Raw genomic sequence first — 19,543 nt, 5'->3', positions numbered from 1 at the left:
ATTTCGCAGCAAAACGCAAATCCCGGGTCTGCGTCATTATCACAGCGCTGCGCCGTCGCCTTTGGGCAGGGTGATGGCGAAAGACGTTCCCTCCGGTCCGGTGTAGGACAGCGCGAGCGTCCCGCCGTGGCCGCGGATCAACTCCGCCGCGATGGCCAGACCGAGCCCGGAACCGCCTTTGCGCGCACCGCCCTGAAACGGTGTGAAAAGGTGTTCCTGTGCCTTGGGTGGAAGTCCGGGGCCCGTGTCGGAGATCTCGATCGTCCAAGCCTCATCCCCCTCCCGCGCGCTGACGTTGATCTCTCCTGGCTTGCCGGCGGCGACAATGGCCTGGCGCGCGTTGCGCACCAGGTTGGAAACGACGCGGAAGAGCTGTTCCGGATCAGCCCGCAGGGTCAACATGGCTGGGATGTCTTCGGAAAAACTGATATCGTGTGCATCAACGGCAAGACGTTCGCTATCGATCACGTCGGAGACGACGTCAATCAGCTGGAACCGCGCAAGGGTCGGGGCGGGCTCCTCCGCCCGGCCAAACGCAAGCGTGCTTTCGCAAAGCGACACGGCGCGCGTGATCGAGTTCACCAGTTTCGGCGCCAGACGGCGTACGAGGGGGTCCTCGCTCGTCTCGATCCGGTCGGTAAAAAGCTGAGCGGAGGTCAGGATGTTGCGCAAATCATGGCTGACCTTGGCCACGGCCCCGCCCAATTGGGCCAGCCGTTCCTTCTGGCGCAGGGCCTGGGTCAGTTCGGTCTGCAATTGCTGAAGTGCCTCTTCGGCCTCGCGCAATTCCTTCACCCCGGCCCGTGGCTGGATGATACGCCGGGCATCCTCGGGCGCGGCGGCGTAGCGCTGCATATAGCCCACAACACCTTTGATCGGCCTGACAAGAAACGCGCGCACGGCGAGAAAGAGCAGCACGGCCGTGAAGATCGAGATCACCGCCGACAGGATCAGGATGCGAATGCCGAAGTCGATCATGGCCTGGCGCATCTCGGCCGTGTCCATCGTGACCTCGATCAGCAAACCCGCCTCTCGCACCGGCGAACCGATCACGCGGATCACTTCGCTTTCGGGTCGGGCAAGCCGATTCAGCGCATCGCGGATCAGCACCAAAGCGCCCGGATCACGCAGATCGAACGTGGCCTGGATGGGTTGCGGCATGGGAGAAGACAGAACGAGCTGGCGCACCTCGTCCCTGCGCAGGACGACGTTGAAAACCTCGGCATTCTCCAGAAGCTCGGCTTCGAGGTCGGAGGTGAGCATGTCGTCCGCCAAAAGGGCGAGCGACGCGATCTGGGCGCGTTCCAGGCGGTCGAGCAGGTAATCCTCGCGAAAACGCGCAATGGAGGGAACGAAGATCAGCACCTCGGCCAACATCACAAAGACCGTGGTCAGGATGAGAAACCGGCCTGAAAGTGAGTTCAGCATGTCGCCCCTTCCCGGTCAGGGAAGCCATTTCTGGACGAGCCCAACCACACGTTTGACGGTGGGATTATCAAACAAACGCGGGCTGAAATAGGCCCCGGCGGCACGTTTGTTGATTTCCCCGATCGTGGGATAGGGCGCAACCATGGCGGCGATCTGGCTCATCTTCATCTTGTTGGCCAAGGCGAGCGCCCAGAGGTTGATCAACTCTCCGGCTTGATATCCGACAATTGAGGCGCCGACCGGACGGCCCTTGACAACCATCACCTTGATAAATCCCTTGGTCTTGCGTTCGGCAATCGCACGGTCGTTATGGTTGTAGTGAAACCGAACGACCTCAAGGTTGGTGCCATGTGCTTTCTTGGCCTGAGCCTCGGTCAGGCCGACCTGGGCCAGTTCCGGATCGGTGTAGGTGGCCCAGGGGATATGGCTGGTCTTGGCTTTCGAGGGTAACCCGAAAAGCATCGAGCGGATGATTACCCCCGCATGATATCCCGCAACATGGGTGAATTGCAGACCACCGGCAACATCGCCGATAGCGTAGACCTTCTTGTTGGTGGTGCGCAGGCTGTCATCGACCTTGATCCCTGTGCGCTTCGTCTTGATGCCGGCCGCTTCGAGGTTCAACTTGTCGGTGTTCGACTTACGCCCCACCGCCATCAGCAAGTGAGAGCCCTTGAAGATGCGGCCATCCTTGGTTTCCACCTCAATGGCCCCCGCCTGCCCGCGGATCTCGGCGGCGAGCGCATCCTCGGCGATCTCGACCCCTTCGGCCTTGAGGTTTTCCAGCACGATATCCGCCAGCTCCGGATCATCCTTGCCCAGCGCCTTGTCGCCTTCGATAACTGTGACTTTTGATCCCAGACGGATATGGGCCTGCGCCATCTCCATCCCGATGGGTCCACCGCCGATGATCAGCAGGTGTTCGGGCTTCTCGCGCAACTCGAACAGCGTCTCGTTCGTCTCGTAAGGCACGGTGTCCAGCCCAGGGATCGGCGGAACCAGCGGGGAAGAACCGGTGGCGATCACGATCCGGCGTGCGGTGATCACGGTATCGCCTGCCTGCACTTCGGTCGGCGAGATGAAATGGCCGAATTCCCGGATCACGTTCACGCCAAAGCCTTCGAAGCGTTCCTGACTGTCGACCGGCGCGATCTGCGCAATGACGTCGGCCACATGGCCCTTGGCGGCGGCATAGTCGATCTGGGGGCTGGTGTCGGCGACCCCGTACTGATTGGAATGGGCCTGTCCATAGGCGGCCTTGCCGCTGGCGATTAGCGCCTTGGAAGGCACACAGCCGTAATTCAGGCAGTCACCGCCCATCTTGTGGCCTTCAAGGAGCACGACGTCCGCGCCCATTTGAGAAGCTCCGGCGGCGACGGACAGCCCGCCAGACCCGGCGCCGATGACCAGGATGTCAGTCTTGATACGGTTCATGGGATCAGATCTCTTTCTTGCCGCGGATGGCTTTGATCACGATGGGAAGGGCAGCGAGGACGCAGAGGCCGAGGATGGGGCCAATGACCTGCGGTTCCCACAGAAGGGACAGGTCCGGGCTTTCGCCCCGGTCGAAGACCTCGCCGAGGCCCACGCCAATCCAGGTGAAGACGATGGCACCGGGCACGATGCCAAAGGCGGTAGTCCAGAGGAAGTTGACGAACTTCACCCCAACCAGTGCGGGCAGCAGGTTGGCCACGAAGAAGGGCACGGCGGGCACGAGGCGCAGCAGGAAGAGCACGCTGATCTCATTCTCCCGCAGGCCGTCCTTGAGTTTCTTGATCGTCCCCTCGGAGGCTTCGAGCTTGGCTGTCAGAGTGGCCCCCAGCCCCCAGCGCGCGGCGAGGAAGATGGCCGATGCACCGATGGTTGCGGCGGTGACATTGAATGCAGTTCCCGCAGCAAGGCCAAAAAGGAAGCCGCCGGTCACCGAGGCCACGGCCGCGCCGGGAAGAGAAAAGGCCACGATGGCGACATATATGCCGATGAAGATCGCGGCGAGGCCCAGGTAGTTGGCATCGCGAAAGGCCAGCAACGCCTCGCGGTTGTCCCGAAGCGTATCGAAGCTGAGGTAGTCGCGCAGCGTGAACGCCCCCACCGCTGCCACGGAGACGATCACGGCCAGCGGAATATGTCGGGTCCAGCCGCGTTTCGGCGGTGTCTCGGCGGTGTCGGTTTGATGTGCCATTTGTGCTGTCCCGTGGTGAATGCGTTCCGGTGTTGGCCATAACATGCGCGCCGGGCAGCATAGACGGTAGGGCGTTCACAGCCCGTTGATAGGGGGTGACGCCTTACGTGAGGTTTTTGTTCCCTGAAGACGAAAATGAAACATTTGCGGGCGCCACAGGGGCGGATTTGTTGCAAAAGGCGCCCAAAACTGTCGCCAAGCGTTTGACTTAGGTAAATCGGGCCTCTAAAGGACGGGCTTCAGATTGCAAACCGGGGGCGAATCCGCGCCGGCCCGGCCCAGATGTGGAGACGGAGCGATGAAACGCACCTTTCAACCCTCGAACCTCGTGCGCAAGCGGCGCCATGGTTTTCGCGCGCGTATGGCCACCAAGGCCGGCCGCAAGATCCTGAATGCCCGCCGCGCCCGTGGCCGCAAGTCGCTGAGCGCGTAAGCGACAGCCAAAGCGATGCAACAGGCACCGCCGGAGGCCGCCCACACGAACCGCAAGGTTGGTGAGGACACGCCCCCGGCGGTGCCTGTGCGTTTGGAGGTTCTGCGCAAACGCGCGGACTTCATCAAAGCCTCCCGCGCACGCCGGGTGGCCATGCCGGGCTTTATCCTGCAGATGCGACAGCGGTCAGATGGCGATGCGATCCGCGTGGGCTTTACCTGTTCCAAGAAGGTGGGCAACGCTGTGGCCCGCAATCGCGCCAAACGCAGGCTTAGGGAAATCGCCAGGCTTGTGCTGCCCAAACACGGTCATCCCGGTCGCGACTATGTCTTGATCGGGCGGGCGGACGTCACAGCTACGCGTGACTTCGCTGATCTGCGGAACGATCTTCTTCAGGCGCTGCGCAAGCTGCACGGGACACAGGCATGACGCCTCTGGCCTTTCTTCTGTCACTGCCTGTCCGAGGCTACCAGTTGATCTTTAGCCCGTGGGTGGGCTTCAACTGCCGGTATCAGCCCACCTGCAGCGCCTACGCGCTGGACGCCCTGCAAAAGCATGGCGGTCTCCGCGGCGGATGGCTCACGCTGCGCCGGATCGCACGCTGTCATCCATGGGGCGGGTCCGGCTACGATCCGGTGCCCGAGCGCGAGGATCGTTAAGCGACGTGCAGTTCCAGCTCACTTCGCGTGCCCGCCCGCGTAGAGATGCGGTTGCGGTCTACATCGCCCCGCAGGGTCTGAAAGACGTCGGTATAGAAGTTCTGGTCGAAGAAATACCAGGTGTGGCTCGCATTGGGGATATCGCGAAAGCGATCTTCGTTGCGCTCGTAATAAGCGCCGGTATCCACATTGACCGCCTTGTCGGGGCGGTTGACGGGTAGGCCGATCCGCCCCACGCGCGGTGACACACCGACGCGCTTGATATTCGACAGCGACAAGGCCGCGTCAAAAGGGTTGGAATAGTTGGTCAGCCGCACGCAATGCCGGTAAAGCGAACTGGACTTCGGATTTCCGTCGCTCATGGAAGACGCCGAGACATCGCCCGACACGAACAGGATCTGGCTGACTGACCAGCTGGTGCTTGCCACTGCGGGCCGGTCATCGGCGTCATCGAACGCCTCGCGCACCACGTATGCGCCCATCGAATGGGCCAGGATATGCAGGTTGATCTCGCAATCAGGGGTCTGACGGGCCGCAAAGGCTGAAATACCCGCATCCACCAGCAGGCGCGCCGTCTGTTTCGCGTCCGAGCGGTCCTCAAGATAATTCAGTGCCGAAGATGCTGACGGCCAGTCAAAGCTCACGACCACCCCTTCGAAGCCTTCCCGCTCCAGCCCCGCACGAATAAGCCGGTGCCGTTTCAGCATGGTCGTCGTCGGCGTGTTGAAGCCGTGCACGTAGATCAGAATATCGCCCTTGGGCTGTACCGTTCTTGGGTTCTCTCCCGAACGGGCCGCTGCAAGAACCTCCTTTGCCCATTTGTCCGGCATACCGGCGCCCGCCGCGCCGACCTTTTGATCCGGAGAGATGTCGTCGGCATCCTCGGGCACCTTGAGAAAATACGTGCTGCCCGGTTCATCCTTGAAGGCACCTTTGCTGACACGACGCACCGTAAAAACATAATCCATGACAAATCCTTCCACACCAATGGCTTGACTGTGAAAGGATGTACCGCTCCGGTATAGTCAGGTTTCCCTTACCTAACCTTTTCGAAAATGATGATGACCTCGCCTATATCGACACCAAACCGTTTCATATAAGCGCGGTTCAGCAGACGATCCTCTGATAAAAGCCACATCCAGTCGTCGAAGGTCACGCGCAAGGTGCCGTCGGGGACAGGCAGGTCGATTTCATAGACCCAGTTGAACGTGTCACCCCTTTCCTCTCCGGTGGCCACGCCGATGACACCCGGTGCAGTGCCGCGCCATGTCTCTTCGCCCGTCTTCTCCAGCGTCCAAACGCGTTGTTCCGTTGTGCCGTCCTCGTAAGCAAAGTCTTCCACCAGACGGAGCGTTCTGCCGTCCCAGGTCCCTTCGATCTCAACCTCGAACCTGCGTCGTACCGTGCCAAAGATATCCTGGAACTGGCCATAAGCCACGCTGCGCCCGTCAAAGAACTCCTCAAGGTTCAATTGCCGGGTCGACAAAACCTCATCGTCGAGCGACGGCTTGCCGGTGCAAGCGGCAAGCCCGAGCGTTATGACCAGCGCGAACCAGATCCTCATATGCTTTCCTTCGGTTTTGATGGTGATACGTGCAGGCAGGCCCTTTGGTTTGCACGCAGGATCGGGTATGCGCAGAAGCCAGTCAGGAGAGGCCCATGCTGGACGACGATACCGATATTCATCCGCTTTTCGCCGGTGCGCCCCGCACAACCGAATTTCGCAAGTTGCGGAAGCGGATCGTGCGACAAACACGCGAGGCGATCGAACAATACGGCATGATCGAACGCGACGCCCGTTGGCTGGTATGCCTGTCGGGGGGCAAAGACAGCTATACGCTGCTGGCCGTCCTGCACGAGCTGCAATGGCGTGGGCTTTTGCCGGTCGACATCCTGGCCTGCAACCTGGATCAGGGACAGCCCGGCTTTCCCGCAACCGTTTTGCCAGCGTTCCTGAAAGAGCGCGGCGTACCGCACCGGATCGAATATCAGGATACGTATTCTGTTGTCGTGGACAAAGTCCCGCAAGGACGGACCTTCTGCGCGCTTTGCTCAAGACTCCGGCGCGGCCATCTCTACCGGATCGCGCGGGAGGAAGGATGTTCAGCCGTCGTCCTGGGACATCACCGCGACGACATTCTCGAGACGTTCTTTATGAACCTCTTTCATGGCGGTCGCCTCGCCACGATGCCGCCGAAGCTTGTGAATGAGGAAGGGGATCTGTTCCTCTACCGCCCCCTCGCCCACGTCGCCGAGGAGGATTGCGACAGATTTGCCCGCGCCATGAACTATCCCATCATCCCCTGCGACCTCTGCGGGTCGCAGGACGGGTTGCAGCGCCAGCAGGTCAAACAAATCCTCGATGGCTGGGAGGCCAACGCGCCGGGGCGCCGCCAGGTTATGTTTCGCGCATTGATGAATGCCCGGCCGTCTCACCTGCTGGACCCGAAGCTCTTTGATTTTGCCGGACTGGCTCTTGGGTCTGTAAAGTTTGAGGAAAACTCGGACGAGATTCCCAAGCTGCGTTAACGCCGCAATCAGGCTCCACCTTTAGCGTCCCGGGCAAACCGAAAACGGCTTGGGAAAGGTCCTGTCATGAAGCAGGCGCTGGCGGATTTAAGACATCGTTTGGCCCGTGTATTAAGCGGACCGCCGATTCTGGCCTTTCTGCCGGCGCTGACACTCGGCGCGTATTGGTTGGGAGGAGAGGGTGCCCTGCTTCTCATGGCGCTCAGTGTCCCTCTTCTTTTCGGTTTCGCAGGTCTCTTCAGCCGGCAACAAGGCGCCCCTTCTATTCCACGAGATTCGGTCACCGGTCTTATGCTGCGGGACGGCTTCGAAAAGCTTGTGGCCCAGATCCACGAAGACACCGAAGTGTCCGGTCTGAAATCGGCGTGTTTCATGCTTGAGCTGGACGACTACAAGCAATTGGTCGATCGGCACGGGCAACAGGCCGCCGATGAGGTTATGCAGCGGACAGGCGATCGCCTGATCTCTACCCTGCGCGCCAGTGATAGTGTCGCGCGCATGGGGGACAGCCGCTTTGCGATATGCCTCATTCCGGTCCGCCAGCTGGATCTTGAGCTTTGCCTGCAGATGGCTGGCCGATTGCAGGCCGCCATTGAGGAACCGATCTCTGTCGGCGGCCTCGCCATCTATATGAGCGGCTCGATCGGTTTTTGCATGAGGTCTCGCGCGCCCAGCGAGACCGGCTCGGCCTGGCTTGAGGCCGCGCAAAGCGCATTGACGGAGGCGCAGCAGAACGGACCGTCCTCAATAAGGGCATTCTCAGCCGATCTGCACCGCCGCAACCAAACGAAGAACGACTTGCGCGAGGAAGCAGCCGCGGCTTTAGAAAATGGCCAGATACATGCCTGGTACCAACCGCAGATATCCACGGATACAGGGAAGGTGACCGGGTTCGAAGCACTCGCTCGCTGGGTGCATCCCGAACGCGGCATGATCGGGCCCGACCTCTTTCTTCCTGCACTGGAGGAGGCCAATCTGCTGGAACGGCTGGGGGAGGTCATGCTCTATCACGCGCTGACCGCGTTGAAAGCATGGGACAGTGCCGGATGCGACGTTCCCAAGGTGGGCGTCAATTTCGCGCCCGCCGATCTGCAGAACCCGCGACTGGTAGAGAAAATCCAATGGGAGCTTGACCGGTTCGATATATACGCCGCCCGGCTAAGTGTTGAGATCCTTGAAACGGTTGTCACCGATGCGCCAAGTGATGTCGTCGTTCGCAACATTCAGGCACTTGGAGAAATCGGCTGTGGCATTGATTTGGACGATTACGGGACGGGCCACGCCTCGATCGCGTCAATCCGACGTTTCCCGGTCAGCCGCATCAAGATTGACCGCTCCTTTGTCATGAAAGCCGATCGGGACCCCGAACAGCAGCGTTTGGTCGGCGCATTGCTGACGATGGCCGAACGGCTCGGCCTTGAGACGCTTGCCGAAGGGGTGGAGACCGTGGGCGAGCATGCGCTTCTGGCCCAATTGGGCTGCGATCACGTGCAGGGGTTCGGCATTGCACGGCCAATGCCATTCGATCAGACACTGGACTGGATCACCGCACATCTGGCCAAGCTCCACGAGCCGCCGCAGATCGGCCGTGAAACCGGCTGATCCGCGCGTAAAACTATAGTAGCTGTCAATGAATTGAGCCCGATTCCGCTTGACCTTTAGGGCCGCACTCTGTTGAACCACCCTGTCTTCCAAAGCACGAGGTGGTGTGTCCCCGATGGACGATCAGAACAAGAATCTCATCCTGGCAACAGCACTCAGCTTTCTTGTGATCCTGGTGTGGTTCATTCTATTCCCCCCGCCCGAGCCGGACCCTGCCACACAAACGGCCCCTGCCCCGGCCACGACCGAAACGGCAGATGGCGTCGCCACGGCCCCTGGAACCGCAGTGGCACCGACAGGGCCGGCAAATGTCGCCGAAGCCCGCGAAACCGCGCTTGAAACCGCCCCGCGGATCGATATCGACACGCCACGCCTGACCGGTTCCATCTCGTTGATCGGCGGACGGATAGATGATCTGTCCTTGAAAGACTACCGTGTCTCGCTGGAAGACGGTGCCGAGATCGTCACTATGTTGTCGCCGGTCGGAACACCATCAGCCTATTACGCTCTTTACGGCTGGGCGCCCGGATCCGGGCTTGGCCTTGACGACGTCCCCGGCGCGAACACCGAATGGCAGATCGAAAACGGCGAAACGCTGACATCGGAAAACTCCGTCACCCTGCGCTGGGACAGCCCGTCGGGCCTGACGTTCCGCCGGACGCTTGAAGTGGACGCGGACTATATGTTCACGGTCACCCAAAGTGTGTCGAATGACAGCAGCGGGGCCGTCAGCCTGGCCCCCTATGGTGTGCTTGCCCGTCATGGTGAACCCGACGACCTGAAGAACTTCTTCATCCTGCACGAAGGCGTGGTCGCCATGGCCGATGGCGAATTGTCAGAAATCGATTATGACGACATGCCGGATTTCGAAATCGTGCCGAGCGAGGGCGCCCGCGCGGAAGTCACACAGGTGTCGCAAAACGGCTGGATCGGGTTCACCGATCACTACTGGATGTCGACACTGATCCCTCAGCCGGGCAGCGCTTTCAAATCGGTGGCAAAGTATGACGAGCGTCGCGACATCTTTCAGACCGAAGCCGTTCTGCCAACGCAGACCGTTGCCGCAGGCCAAAGCACTGAGGTGACGACCCAGCTTTTCGCCGGTGCCAAAGAATGGGAAGCCATTCAGACCTATCAGCGCAGCGGCGTCGAGCGGTTCATCGACAGCATCGATTGGGGCTGGTTCTTCTTTCTGACCAAGCCGATCTTCTGGCTGCTTCACGAACTCAACGTTCTGATTGGCAACATGGGCTGGGCCATCATCGGGCTCACGCTGATCATCAAGGCCGTGCTTTTCCCGCTCGCCTACAAATCCTACGTCTCGATGGCGAAGATGAAGGAGCTTCAGCCGCAGATGGAGGCCCTGAAAGAGCGCGCGGGCGATGATCGCCAAAAGCTGCAACAGGGGATGATGGAGCTTTACAAGAAGGAAAAGGTAAACCCAGCCGCGGGCTGTTTGCCGATCCTGCTACAGATCCCGATCTTCTTTTCGCTCTACAAGGTGATCTTTGTCACGATCGAACTGCGCCACGCGGAGTGGCTGGGGCCCTTCCGTGACCTTTCGGCCCCCGATCCGACATCGATCATCAACCTCTTCGGCCTATTGCCGAATGAGGCACCGGATCCCAACAGCCTGATGGCGCTGATCTTCATCGGTATCCTGCCGCTTCTGCTGGGCATCTCGATGTGGCTGCAGCAAAAACTGAACCCGGCACCAACCGACCCGACGCAACAGATGGTCTTTGCCTGGCTGCCATGGGTTTTCATGTTCATGCTGGGCGGGTTTGCCAGCGGTCTGGTGATCTACTGGATCGCCAACAACACGATCACCTTCATCCAGCAATACGCGATCATGCGCAGCCAGGGCTACACACCAGACGTCTTTGGCAATATCAGGCAAAGCTTCGCGAAAAAGTCGAAACCGGACGAAAAGTGACGGCAACGCTGGCCCATATCTGGCGCCATCCGATCAAGGGGATCGGGTCAGAGGCATGCCAATCGGTCGGCCTGACCCCGCAAGGTGCTGTGGAAGGCGACCGCGCCTGGGCGTTCCTGAATGCCGCGGCGGAGGATAGCGACGACTGGCAGCCGCGCCGCAATTTTCTGCAAGTCGCCAGTGGGCCGCGCCTCGCGGCGATCAGCGCCTATTCCGCGCCGGAGAGCCTGACGCTTACGCATCCTGATCGCGATCCTCTTGCTTTGACGCCCGCCACGGATGGGGAGACGCTCGCGCATTGGATCGGAGATCTATGGCCAGCAGACCGTCCAGTCCCTGCGCGCCTGGTGAAGGCACCGGAGCAGGGTATGACGGATGTTCCTTTTGCCTCGGTGTCGATTGGCAACCTCTCTTCCCTCCGCGCGCTGAGCCAGAAGGTAGGCTCCGAGATCGATATGCGCCGGTTTCGGATCAACCTGTGGCTCGACGGGCTCGCCCCCTGGGAGGAGATTGATCTGCTCCGCCGTGATCTGCGCATCGGGAATGTCCGGCTGACACCCGTTGATCCCATAGAACGCTGCCGGGCGCCCGATGCCAACCCGCTCACGGGGCAGCGCGACGTGACCATGTTGGCGGAGTTGGAGCGGGGCTGGGACACCCGAAATTTCGGCGTCTACTTCAAGGTGGCCGAAGCCGGAGAAGTCGCGGTCGGCGACGCGGCGAGACCGCTGTGACCACCCTGCCCTTTCCACTGGCCGATGAGCCTGACGACGCTCTGCGCGAGCGGGGGCGCAAGCTTTTTGCCGGACAGTCTGACTTTGTAAAAGGCGTGGTGGCCATGTCGGGCCTGCCCCCGGCAGATCGAGTCGAGGTTTGCTTTGCCGGTCGCTCCAACGTCGGTAAATCCACATTGATCAACGCATTGACCGGTACAAAGGGTCTGGCGCGCGCGTCAAACACACCAGGCCGAACGCAGGAGATCAATTACTTCACCCAAGGGTCCGACCTCTACCTCGTTGACCTGCCGGGCTATGGCTATGCGAATGCGCCGCTGCCGGTGATCGAGAAGTGGCAAAAGTTGCTCAAGCAGTACCTGGCCGGGCGGCAGACCCTGCGCCGCGCCTTTGTTCTGATCGACGCCCGCCACGGGATCAAGCCGGTCGATGAAGAGATCATGAGCCTGCTGGACAGCGCGGCGGTAACGTTCCAATGCGTGCTGACGAAGGCCGACAAGGTGAAGGGCAAAGGCAAGGACGCGATGCTGGGCCAGGTGCGCGAGCGGCTCGCAACCCATCCTGCGGCTTTCCCCGAGATCGTGTTGACCTCAAGCGAGAAGGGGGACGGCATTGCAACCCTGCGCGCGATCATTGCAGGGTTGGACGGATAGCCGCGCAAGATGACAGAGATGAAGACACAAGAGATGAACCGCGACTGGATTGCGACCGCCGACACCCTTTCCCGCGCGCTGCCTTATCTTCAGCGCTACGATGGTGCGACCGTGGTGGTAAAACTCGGCGGCCATGCCATGGGCAGCGACGACGCGATGGAAAGCTTTGCCCGCGACATCGTGCTCTTGCGGCAAGTGGGCGTGAACCCGGTGATCGTGCATGGCGGCGGGCCTATGATCAACGCGATGCTGGAGAAGCTCGCGATCCGGTCGGATTTCGTGAATGGCAAGCGGGTCACGGATGCTGCCACCGTCGAAGTGGTCGAGATGGTGCTTTCGGGTGTCGTGAACAAACGCATCGTGCAGGCCCTGAACCGACAGGGCGGCCGCGCCGTGGGGCTTTCGGGCAAGGACGCCAACCTGATCACATGCGATCAGACCCATCCCGATCTGGGCTTTGTCGGCACGCCCGCCGAAATGGACACGGCGGTGCTGGAAACACTGTTCGAACGCGACATGATCCCGGTGATTGCCCCCCTGGGCGGCGGGCGTCACGGAGAGACGTTCAACATCAATGGCGACACCGCGGCGGGCGCCATCGCAACGGCGCTGAAAGCGGACCGGCTTTTGCTGCTAACGGATGTGGCGGGTGTCAAGAACGCAGATGGCGCGGTTCTAACGGAACTGACCGCAGACGACATTCGAAGCCTTACGCAGGCAGGTGTCATCGCGGGCGGCATGATCCCCAAAACCGAAACCGCATTGACGGCCATCGAAGGGGGCGTACGGGCAGCTGCGATCCTGGACGGGCGTGCGCCCAATGCCGTTTTGCTTGAGCTTTTCACGGAACATGGGGCCGGTTCCCTGATCCGGCCCTAACGCGGACGTGTGCGGCGGGGACTTGCGAACTCGCCCTTCCCGCCTAATGTGCCCAACATGGAACATGAAACGATCATCCGGCTGGGCTTTTTCCTCGGTCTCTTTGCCCTCTTTGCGCTAACCGAAAGCCTTGCACCCCGCCGCGTCAGACAGCAGACACGAGCGCGCCGGTGGCGCACCAACATGTCGATCACGATCTTGAACACCCTCCTTTTGCGGGCGCTGGCATTTGGCTTGCCACTCCTCGCGGTTGGCGCGGCTATTGATGCCGAACGGAACGGTTGGGGGCTGTTTAACCAAACCGCGCTGCCGGTGTGGTTGGAATTCATAGCCGCCATCCTGATCCTTGATTTCGCGATCTGGGCGCAGCATTTGATCACGCACAAAGTGCCGCTGCTCTGGCGGCTGCACAGGGTGCATCACGCAGACAGGGACATGGATGTGACGACCGCCGTCCGGTTTCACCCGGTCGAGATTGCGCTGTCTATGATCCTGAAAATCGGGCTGGTCTATCTGCTGGGACCCGCAGCACTGGCCGTGATCGTGTTTGAGATCCTGCTCAACGGCACGGCGATGTTCAACCATGCCAACATCCGGCTCCCCCTTTGGTTGGACCGTGCCGTGCGGCTGGTGCTGGTCACGCCCGATATGCACCGTGTCCACCACTCTGTTCACCGGTCAGAGCATGACAGCAATTACGGCTTCGCCCTGTCGATCTGGGACAGGATGTTCGGCACCTACATTGCGCAGCCCTCCAAGGGACATGACGGGATGGAGGTGGGCCTGAACTGGCAGGACGACCGCCCCGCCCGGCTGGGCTGGAGCCTCTGGCTCCCCTTCGCGCGCCGATGAAGGCGCTCGATGCCCTGGCAGCCACGCGCGGGCTGATAACGATGGGCGCCCTTCAGGAGAATGCGAAAGGACAGGATCGCAGGATCGTACTCCTGGGTACGGGGGCGGACTTCTGGCCGATCTTCTCGGCCAGCCCGGAATACAACGACCCTGATCCCGATCCCCTCGATAGGTGGTCAATGCGCGTCATGCAGGACCTGATGAAGCAAACCGGGGCGTCGGAGATTGCCTTCCCATTCGGGGGCCCACCGTATGCGCCTTTTCTGCGTTGGGCCGAAGCAACCGGGCACGCGTGGCCAAGCCCGGTTGGAATGCTGATCCACAGCCACGCGGGGCTGATGATCTCGCTGAGGGGCGCATTGATCTTCGATGGGCAAAAAGCCACCCCGCCCCCGCCCGGCATATCGCCCTGTAAAAGCTGCAAGGACATACCGTGCCGCAGCGCCTGTCCGGTCGGTGCTTTGAAAGGCGACGGCGGCTACGATGTTGCGGCCTGTCATGCCTATTTGGACACACCCGACGGCCAAGACTGCTTGACACAGGGCTGCAAAGCGCGTCGTGTCTGCCCCGTCTCCATCCGCTTCGGTCGCAACCCCGAGCAATCCGCATTTCATATGAAGGCATTTCATCCAAGATGACCAAGACCCTGATCCTCATGCGGCACGCGAAATCAAGCTGGAAGGATGCCGACCTTCCCGACCGTGACCGTCCGCTGAACAAGCGGGGTCGCAAATCTGCCAGCGCTCTGGGCCGCTGGATGCGCACCCAAGGGATCCAGCCGGGCGAGGTCCTCTGCTCCCGCGCACAACGAACAGAGGAAACCTGCATGCGGCTGGAAATCGGGTTGATGCCACGGCTGCTGGAAGAGCTTTATCACGCAAGCCCGGAGCAGATGCTGCGCATGCTCAAGACAGCGGATGGAGAGGCCGTTCTGATGGTCGGGCACAATCCGGGTATCGCGGGCTTTGCAAACGCCTTGGTCAGCGCATGGCCCGATCACGAGCGTTTTCTGGATTACCCGACCGGCGCAACGACTGTCATGGAATTCGACATTGAAAGCTGGAGCGACATTCAGCCCGGCACCGGACGTGTCCGATCATTCGTCGTTCCAAGGGAGCTTCCGGATATGTAAAAAGGGCGCGCCGAAAGCGCGCCCTTGATCGACATATGTCGGACCGGTCAGTGACCCAAGATCTGGCTGAGAAACAGCTGCGTCCGGGGCGATTTGGGGTTGTTGAAGAACTCTTCGGGCTCATTCTGCTCCACGATCTGACCTTCATCCATAAAGATCACCCGGTTCGCGACCTGGCGGGCAAAGCCCATCTCGTGCGTCACGCAGAGCATGGTCATGCCTTCCTCGGCCAGCTCCACCATGGTGTCGAGCACTTCCTTGATCATCTCCGGGTCGAGCGCCGAGGTTGGTTCGTCAAAGAGCATGATGCGCGGCCGCATGCAAAGCGAGCGAGCAATGGCCACCCGCTGCTGCTGACCGCCGGACAACTGACCGGGATACTTGTCGGCCTGATCGGGGATCTTCACCTTTTCGAGGAAATGCATCGCGGTCGCTTCGGCCTCTTTCTTGGGCGTCTTGCGCACCCAGATCGGCGCCAGCGTGCAGTTTTCAAGGATCGTCAAATGCGGGAAGAGGTTGAAGTGCTGAAAGCACATGCCCACCTCGGACCGGATTTTATCGATGTTTTTTAGATCCGAGGACAGGATCGTTCCATCGACTGTGATCTTGCCGGCCTGATGCTCTTCCAACGCGTTGATGCAGCGGATCAAAGTGGATTTGCCGGAGCCCGAAGGCCCCGCAATCACGATCCGTTCCCCACGATAGACGGTGAGGTCGATGTCGCGCAGGACATGGAATGTCCCGTACCATTTGTTCATCTTCTCGATCGAGATCGCGATCTCGTCCGAGACCTTCATTTCCACATTGTGGGTTTCCGGTAGAACTTCATTCATATCAAGCCACTCCTATCGGTGGTCGGTCGCAAGCTGACGTTCCAGCCACTGCGAATATTGCGAGATGCCGTAGCAGACGACAAAGAAGAGCAGCGCGGCAAAGGCCCAAAGCTCCCAGTAGACGCCGTTCCAGTCGGTCGAGGCAAGGATCGGGCCACGGATCATGCCCACGAGGTCGAACATCGAGATGATGGAGACCAGGGTCGTATCCTTGAAGAGGCCCACAGCCACGTTCACGATCCCGGGGATGGAGATCTTGAGCGCCTGCGGCAGGATGATCAGCCGCATTGCCTGAGCATAGTCGAGCCCAAGCGAATCCGCAGCCTCGTACTGGCCACGCGGCAAAGCAGCAAGGCCGCCCCGGATCACCTCGGCGATATAGGCCGCAGCGAACATCGTGATCATGATGATCACCCGCAGGATCAGGTCGAAATTCGTGCCGGGCGGAAGGAAGTAGGCGAGCACCACGTTTGCCACGAAGAGCAGCGTGATGAGCGGAACGCCCCGGATGAACTCGATGAAGATCACGCAGATCCATTTGATGATCGGCATCTTCGACTGCCGGCCCAGGGCCAGCACGATCCCGATGGGCAGCGATAGTGAAACACAGACGGTGCCCAGGATCATGTTGAGCATGAAGCCCCCCATGTCCCGGCTGGCCACGCGGCTCAGCCATGGCTGATCGGGCGCCAGAAGGCCCGCAATGATACCGCCAAGCCACCAGGTCACCACCGCTGCGGCAATCGCGCCGAAAAACCCCGCTGCGAAGCTTTGCGCCACGAACCGCTGAAAGACGATATAGCCGACGACAAAACCCGCCAAAGCAACGATCGGGCTCAGGATCGTTCCGCCCCAGATCAGCCAGAAGGCAACGAACGGATAGAGGCCCGTGAAGATCAGGAGCTTCCGGGGCAAAAGGTTCGGAAACAGAACTGGCGCCGCCGCAACGAAAAGCAGGATGAAGGCCAGCGTTGGACGCCAGTATTCCGCGCGCGGATAAGCGATGCCAAAGAGAAGCTGGTTCCAACGCTCGCTCAGAACAGAGAAGCAACCGCCGGTGGCGCCTTCCAGCACTTCACGGCATTCCCGGATATTGGAGGTGTTCCAAACACCGTTCAAAAGCCAGGGCATCACTCCGGCCAGGATCGAATAGATCGCATAGAGCGAGATCAGCGTCAGGAGTGTGCCCCAGATGCCGTTAAAGAGGTTCTCTCGCATCCATTTGACCACCCCCGTTTGAGCCGTTGGCGGCGGGGCTGGCGGCAATTGTGTCTCGCGCACGAAAGAGACGGTTTGAGCATGTGTGTCTGACATCTGCCTACCTCTCCTTCAGCGCGACGGCGTTGTTGTAGATGTTCAACACGGCCGAAATCGTCAGTGAGATGATGAGGTAGAAGAGCATCAGCAACAGCACCGATTCGATGGCGCGGCCGGTCTGGTTCAAGGTGATGCCGCCCAGCGTTGCCGTGATGTCGGCATAGCCCACCGCGATGGCGAGGGAGCTGTTCTTGGTGATGTTCAGGTATTGCGAGATAAGCGGCGGAATGATCACGCGCAGCGCTTGCGGCAGGATCACGAGGTTCATGATCCGACCCGGTCGCAGACCCAGCGAGGCGGCCGCCTCGGTCTGGCCTTTGCTGATCGCCTGGATACCGGCGCGCACGTTCTCGGCGATGAAGGCGCCTGTATAGATCGAGAGCGCAAGCCACAGCGCGATCAGGGGACGCTGGACCTGGAGGCCGCCCTGAAAGTTAAAGCCGCGCAGCTCGGGATATTCGACACCAATGGGGCTGCCCATGACAAAGTAGACAAGCAGCGTGGGGATGAAGAACAGGCCCAGCGTCGGCCAGAGCTTATTGATCTCGCGACCCTGGTCATAGAGCTGTTTGGTGGCCCAGCGGCGGAAGAAAATGATCGCGCCGATGGACAAAAGGAATGTGGCCACCACCATCAAAGAGCCCGGACCCCATGTCGGCGCAGGCAGGTAGACGCCGCGATTGGTGAACGCAATCATGCCAAGAAACATCTCGGCATCCGGTGTCTCACCGCGATATGCGCGGGGCTGAGGCAGGATGTTGACCACCGTGTTGATGATCAGGATCCAGATCAGAACGGGCACATTCCGGAACGCTTCGACATAGGCGGACATCAGTTTGGCGATCAGCCAGTTGTTCGAAAGGCGCAAAACACCGGCAAAGACACCCAGGATCGTTGCGGTCAAACAGCCAAGGAACGCGACAAGAAGCGTGTTGAGCACACCGACGATGGTGGCCTGCATGTGGCTCGATCGGCTGGTATATTCCACCAACCGCTGGTTGATGTCATAGCCGGCCGGTTGTCCAAGGAATTCATAACTGAAGTTCAGGCCGGCAGCGGCCAGATTGCTCACCAGATTGTTGCCCAGATAGGCGATGGCCGCGATCAGCAGAATAAGTGCGATAAACTGGAACGTGTAGGACCTGTATCGCGTGTCGTTTATCAGCATAGACAGCCGAAACGACTCCTGCGGAGGGTCGGTAAGTGTTGTCATTCAGGATGTTCCCCGTTTGCCTGGCCGTCGGTTTTTCCGGCGTTTGTCGCTTTGGTCCAGGTTGTGGTTCCGCAAATGGACGAGGGGCGCAGGTTGATACCCGCGCCCCTCTCTTTTCGTATCTTACCGGAACGGTGGCGAGTAGAGCAGCCCGCCGTCGGTCCACTGCGCGTTCAGACCACGCGCAAGACCGATCGGGGTCTCTTCACCGATGTTTTTGGCAAAGATTTCACCATAATTGCCGCCCGCCATGATCGCGCGCTTGGCCCATTCGGCGTCCAGACCCAGCATCTCGCCCAGGGTGCCTTCGGTGCCCAGCAGACGGTTGATTTCCGGGTTGTTGGTGCCCGACGACAGCTCGGCCACGTTGGTGGAGGTGATGCCCAGCTCTTCGCCGGAGATCAGCGCATTCAGCGTCCAGCGGACAACGTCGCCCCAGTCATTGTCGCCGTGGCGGACAAGCGGACCCAGAGGCTCTTTCGAGATGATCTCGGGCAGCAGAACGTGTGCCGAAGGATCTTCGAACGTTGCACGCGTGGCCGCAAGGCCGGACGCGTCGGTGGTGTAGACGTCACAGGCGCCCGCCAGATACTGCTGCTGGGCTTCTGCGTTGGTTTCGATCGGAACCGGCTCGTAGCTGATGTTGTTGGTGCGGAAGAAGTCCGCCAGGTTCAGCTCGGTCGTGGTGCCGGTCTGGATGCAGACGGTCGCGCCGTCCAGCTCTGTTGCCGAAGACACGCCCAAATCCTTGGGCACCATGAAGCCTTGGCCGTCATAGTAGTTGATACCCACAAATTCGAACTTCAGGTCGACGTCGCGGCTGAACGTCCAGGTCGTGTTCCGGGCCAGCATGTCGAGTTCGCCCGAAGCCAGCGCCGTGAAGCGCGTTTTGGGTGTTGTCGGCACGAATTCAACAGCATTCGCGTCGTTCAGAACCGCGGCCGCAACAGCACGGCACACAGCTACGTCAAAACCGTCCCACTCCCCGTTGGCATCCGGTGCGGCAAAGCCGACCAGGCCGGTGGCCACGCCGCAATTCAGCTTGCCGCGCGCCTTGACGTCGTCCAGCGTGCCTGCCGCGGCAGCACCAGCTGCCAGACCGGCGACCGTGAGCGCGCCAAAAAATACGGATTTTTTCATTTTTACCTCTTCCTGATTTTC

General features: G+C 60.4%; 21 protein-coding genes. 12 read left to right on the top strand and 9 right to left on the bottom strand.

Going from position 1 to position 19,543, the window contains the following annotated elements; translation table 11 throughout:
- Positions 1–39: 39 nt before the first annotated feature.
- From CFI11_RS02870 to CFI11_RS02860, 3 genes are read right to left on the bottom strand one after another with little or no spacing between them, the layout of a single operon-like run.
- Positions 40–1,428 (bottom strand): sensor histidine kinase, encoded by a 1,389-nt coding sequence (locus CFI11_RS02870; RefSeq protein ID WP_130402876.1) that lies wholly within the window; start codon positions 1,426–1,428, stop codon positions 40–42.
- A 15-nt stretch (positions 1,429–1,443) separates the two neighbouring features.
- Complete coding sequence (locus CFI11_RS02865; protein ID WP_130402874.1) at positions 1,444–2,862, bottom strand: NAD(P)/FAD-dependent oxidoreductase; 1,419 nt, start codon at positions 2,860–2,862, stop codon at positions 1,444–1,446.
- Between the two features lie 4 nt (positions 2,863–2,866).
- Positions 2,867–3,610 carry a TVP38/TMEM64 family protein gene (locus tag CFI11_RS02860; RefSeq protein WP_130402872.1) on the bottom strand — a complete coding sequence of 248 codons (744 nt, stop codon included), beginning with the start codon at positions 3,608–3,610 and terminating at the stop codon, positions 2,867–2,869.
- A 298-nt stretch (positions 3,611–3,908) separates the two neighbouring features.
- On the opposite strand from CFI11_RS02860, the gene rpmH reads away from it, so the two are divergent.
- The 3 genes from rpmH to yidD are packed head-to-tail and all read left to right on the top strand — an operon-like array spanning position 3,909 to position 4,702.
- The gene (rpmH, locus tag CFI11_RS02855) at positions 3,909–4,043 is read left to right on the top strand and encodes a 50S ribosomal protein L34 (protein WP_012177012.1); all 135 of its coding nucleotides are present in this window, start codon (positions 3,909–3,911) and stop codon (positions 4,041–4,043) included.
- 15 nt (positions 4,044–4,058) lie between these two features.
- Positions 4,059–4,472, top strand: a complete 414-nt coding sequence (gene rnpA, locus CFI11_RS02850) for a ribonuclease P protein component (RefSeq protein WP_130402870.1) — start codon at positions 4,059–4,061, stop codon at positions 4,470–4,472.
- Positions 4,469–4,702, top strand: coding sequence for a membrane protein insertion efficiency factor YidD (gene yidD / locus CFI11_RS02845; RefSeq protein ID WP_130402868.1), 234 nt, complete (start codon positions 4,469–4,471; stop codon positions 4,700–4,702). The genes rnpA and yidD overlap by 4 nt, the downstream gene beginning before the upstream one ends.
- On the opposite strand, the gene CFI11_RS02840 is transcribed toward yidD, so the two are convergent.
- Complete coding sequence (locus CFI11_RS02840; RefSeq protein ID WP_130402866.1) at positions 4,699–5,670, bottom strand: alpha/beta hydrolase; 972 nt, start codon at positions 5,668–5,670, stop codon at positions 4,699–4,701. The genes yidD and CFI11_RS02840 overlap by 4 nt on opposite strands.
- A 68-nt stretch (positions 5,671–5,738) precedes the next feature.
- Positions 5,739–6,266: a DUF3833 domain-containing protein gene (locus CFI11_RS02835; RefSeq protein WP_130402864.1), complete on the bottom strand. Its 528-nt coding sequence runs from the start codon at positions 6,264–6,266 to the stop codon at positions 5,739–5,741.
- Positions 6,267–6,361: 95 nt separating this feature from the next.
- On the opposite strand from CFI11_RS02835, the gene ttcA reads away from it, so the two are divergent.
- The 9 genes from ttcA (at position 6,362) to CFI11_RS02790 (ending at position 15,019) form a co-directional block, all read left to right on the top strand.
- Positions 6,362–7,231 (top strand): tRNA 2-thiocytidine(32) synthetase TtcA, encoded by an 870-nt coding sequence (ttcA, locus tag CFI11_RS02830; protein WP_130402862.1) that lies wholly within the window; start codon positions 6,362–6,364, stop codon positions 7,229–7,231.
- A 66-nt stretch (positions 7,232–7,297) separates the two neighbouring features.
- Entirely contained in the window at positions 7,298–8,833 is a 1,536-nt protein-coding gene (locus tag CFI11_RS02825; RefSeq protein WP_130402860.1) for a bifunctional diguanylate cyclase/phosphodiesterase, read from the top strand.
- Positions 8,834–8,948: 115 nt separating this feature from the next.
- The gene (gene yidC, locus CFI11_RS02820) at positions 8,949–10,769 is read left to right on the top strand and encodes a membrane protein insertase YidC (protein WP_130402858.1); all 1,821 of its coding nucleotides are present in this window, start codon (positions 8,949–8,951) and stop codon (positions 10,767–10,769) included.
- Positions 10,766–11,503: an MOSC domain-containing protein gene (locus CFI11_RS02815; protein WP_165390174.1), complete on the top strand. Its 738-nt coding sequence runs from the start codon at positions 10,766–10,768 to the stop codon at positions 11,501–11,503. Before yidC ends, CFI11_RS02815 begins: the two co-directional genes overlap by 4 nt.
- Complete coding sequence (gene yihA, locus CFI11_RS02810) at positions 11,500–12,156, top strand: ribosome biogenesis GTP-binding protein YihA/YsxC (RefSeq protein WP_130402854.1); 657 nt, start codon at positions 11,500–11,502, stop codon at positions 12,154–12,156. The genes CFI11_RS02815 and yihA overlap by 4 nt, the downstream gene beginning before the upstream one ends.
- An 18-nt stretch (positions 12,157–12,174) precedes the next feature.
- Entirely contained in the window at positions 12,175–13,035 is an 861-nt protein-coding gene (argB, locus tag CFI11_RS02805) for an acetylglutamate kinase (protein ID WP_130409907.1), read from the top strand.
- 57 nt (positions 13,036–13,092) lie between these two features.
- A complete protein-coding gene (locus CFI11_RS02800) occupies positions 13,093–13,887 on the top strand; it encodes a sterol desaturase family protein (RefSeq protein ID WP_130402852.1) in 795 nt (264 codons plus the stop codon).
- The gene (locus CFI11_RS02795) at positions 13,884–14,525 is read left to right on the top strand and encodes a ferredoxin (protein ID WP_130402850.1); all 642 of its coding nucleotides are present in this window, start codon (positions 13,884–13,886) and stop codon (positions 14,523–14,525) included. The genes CFI11_RS02800 and CFI11_RS02795 overlap by 4 nt, the downstream gene beginning before the upstream one ends.
- Entirely contained in the window at positions 14,522–15,019 is a 498-nt protein-coding gene (locus CFI11_RS02790) for a histidine phosphatase family protein (protein ID WP_130402848.1), read from the top strand. Before CFI11_RS02795 ends, CFI11_RS02790 begins: the two co-directional genes overlap by 4 nt.
- 47 nt (positions 15,020–15,066) lie before the next feature.
- On the opposite strand, the gene CFI11_RS02785 is transcribed toward CFI11_RS02790, so the two are convergent.
- The 4 genes from CFI11_RS02785 to CFI11_RS02770 all read right to left on the bottom strand — a co-directional run bounded on the left by CFI11_RS02785 (position 15,067) and on the right by CFI11_RS02770 (position 19,522).
- Positions 15,067–15,852, bottom strand: coding sequence for an amino acid ABC transporter ATP-binding protein (locus CFI11_RS02785; RefSeq protein ID WP_130402846.1), 786 nt, complete (start codon positions 15,850–15,852; stop codon positions 15,067–15,069).
- Between the two features lie 12 nt (positions 15,853–15,864).
- The gene (locus CFI11_RS02780) at positions 15,865–17,166 is read right to left on the bottom strand and encodes an amino acid ABC transporter permease (RefSeq protein WP_130402844.1); all 1,302 of its coding nucleotides are present in this window, start codon (positions 17,164–17,166) and stop codon (positions 15,865–15,867) included.
- Between the two features lie 4 nt (positions 17,167–17,170).
- Entirely contained in the window at positions 17,171–18,382 is a 1,212-nt protein-coding gene (locus CFI11_RS02775; RefSeq protein WP_130402842.1) for an amino acid ABC transporter permease, read from the bottom strand.
- 123 nt (positions 18,383–18,505) lie between these two features.
- The gene (locus CFI11_RS02770) at positions 18,506–19,522 is read right to left on the bottom strand and encodes an amino acid ABC transporter substrate-binding protein (RefSeq protein WP_130402840.1); all 1,017 of its coding nucleotides are present in this window, start codon (positions 19,520–19,522) and stop codon (positions 18,506–18,508) included.
- Positions 19,523–19,543 lie beyond the last annotated feature (21 nt).

It is taken from the genome of Thalassococcus sp. S3, from assembly GCF_004216475.1.
Taxonomy (GTDB): domain Bacteria; phylum Pseudomonadota; class Alphaproteobacteria; order Rhodobacterales; family Rhodobacteraceae.
The sequence above is the reverse complement of the archived record's forward strand: the minus strand, read 5'-3'. Positions and strand labels throughout refer to the sequence as shown.

Excerpts from the sequence above, each read along its gene's own strand:
- yidC (WP_130402858.1), top strand. The coding sequence starts at position 8,949 with ATGGACGATCAGAACAAGAATCTCATCCTGGCAACAGCACTCAGCTTT.
- CFI11_RS02795 (WP_130402850.1), top strand. The coding sequence starts at position 13,884 with ATGAAGGCGCTCGATGCCCTGGCAGCCACGCGCGGGCTGATAACGATG.
- CFI11_RS02860 (WP_130402872.1), bottom strand. The coding sequence starts at position 3,610 with ATGGCACATCAAACCGACACCGCCGAGACACCGCCGAAACGCGGCTGG.
- CFI11_RS02870 (WP_130402876.1), bottom strand. The coding sequence starts at position 1,428 with ATGCTGAACTCACTTTCAGGCCGGTTTCTCATCCTGACCACGGTCTTT.
- CFI11_RS02865 (WP_130402874.1), bottom strand. The coding sequence starts at position 2,862 with ATGAACCGTATCAAGACTGACATCCTGGTCATCGGCGCCGGGTCTGGC.
- argB (WP_130409907.1), top strand. The coding sequence starts at position 12,175 with ATGAAGACACAAGAGATGAACCGCGACTGGATTGCGACCGCCGACACC.
- CFI11_RS02840 (WP_130402866.1), bottom strand. The coding sequence starts at position 5,670 with ATGGATTATGTTTTTACGGTGCGTCGTGTCAGCAAAGGTGCCTTCAAG.
- CFI11_RS02825 (WP_130402860.1), top strand. The coding sequence starts at position 7,298 with ATGAAGCAGGCGCTGGCGGATTTAAGACATCGTTTGGCCCGTGTATTA.
- rnpA (WP_130402870.1), top strand. The coding sequence starts at position 4,059 with ATGCAACAGGCACCGCCGGAGGCCGCCCACACGAACCGCAAGGTTGGT.
- CFI11_RS02835 (WP_130402864.1), bottom strand. The coding sequence starts at position 6,266 with ATGAGGATCTGGTTCGCGCTGGTCATAACGCTCGGGCTTGCCGCTTGC.
- CFI11_RS02800 (WP_130402852.1), top strand. The coding sequence starts at position 13,093 with ATGGAACATGAAACGATCATCCGGCTGGGCTTTTTCCTCGGTCTCTTT.
- ttcA (WP_130402862.1), top strand. The coding sequence starts at position 6,362 with ATGCTGGACGACGATACCGATATTCATCCGCTTTTCGCCGGTGCGCCC.
- yidD (WP_130402868.1), top strand. The coding sequence starts at position 4,469 with ATGACGCCTCTGGCCTTTCTTCTGTCACTGCCTGTCCGAGGCTACCAG.
- CFI11_RS02790 (WP_130402848.1), top strand. The coding sequence starts at position 14,522 with ATGACCAAGACCCTGATCCTCATGCGGCACGCGAAATCAAGCTGGAAG.
- CFI11_RS02775 (WP_130402842.1), bottom strand. The coding sequence starts at position 18,382 with ATGACAACACTTACCGACCCTCCGCAGGAGTCGTTTCGGCTGTCTATG.
- CFI11_RS02770 (WP_130402840.1), bottom strand. The coding sequence starts at position 19,522 with ATGAAAAAATCCGTATTTTTTGGCGCGCTCACGGTCGCCGGTCTGGCA.
- CFI11_RS02785 (WP_130402846.1), bottom strand. The coding sequence starts at position 15,852 with ATGAATGAAGTTCTACCGGAAACCCACAATGTGGAAATGAAGGTCTCG.
- rpmH (WP_012177012.1), top strand. The coding sequence starts at position 3,909 with ATGAAACGCACCTTTCAACCCTCGAACCTCGTGCGCAAGCGGCGCCAT.
- CFI11_RS02780 (WP_130402844.1), bottom strand. The coding sequence starts at position 17,166 with ATGTCAGACACACATGCTCAAACCGTCTCTTTCGTGCGCGAGACACAA.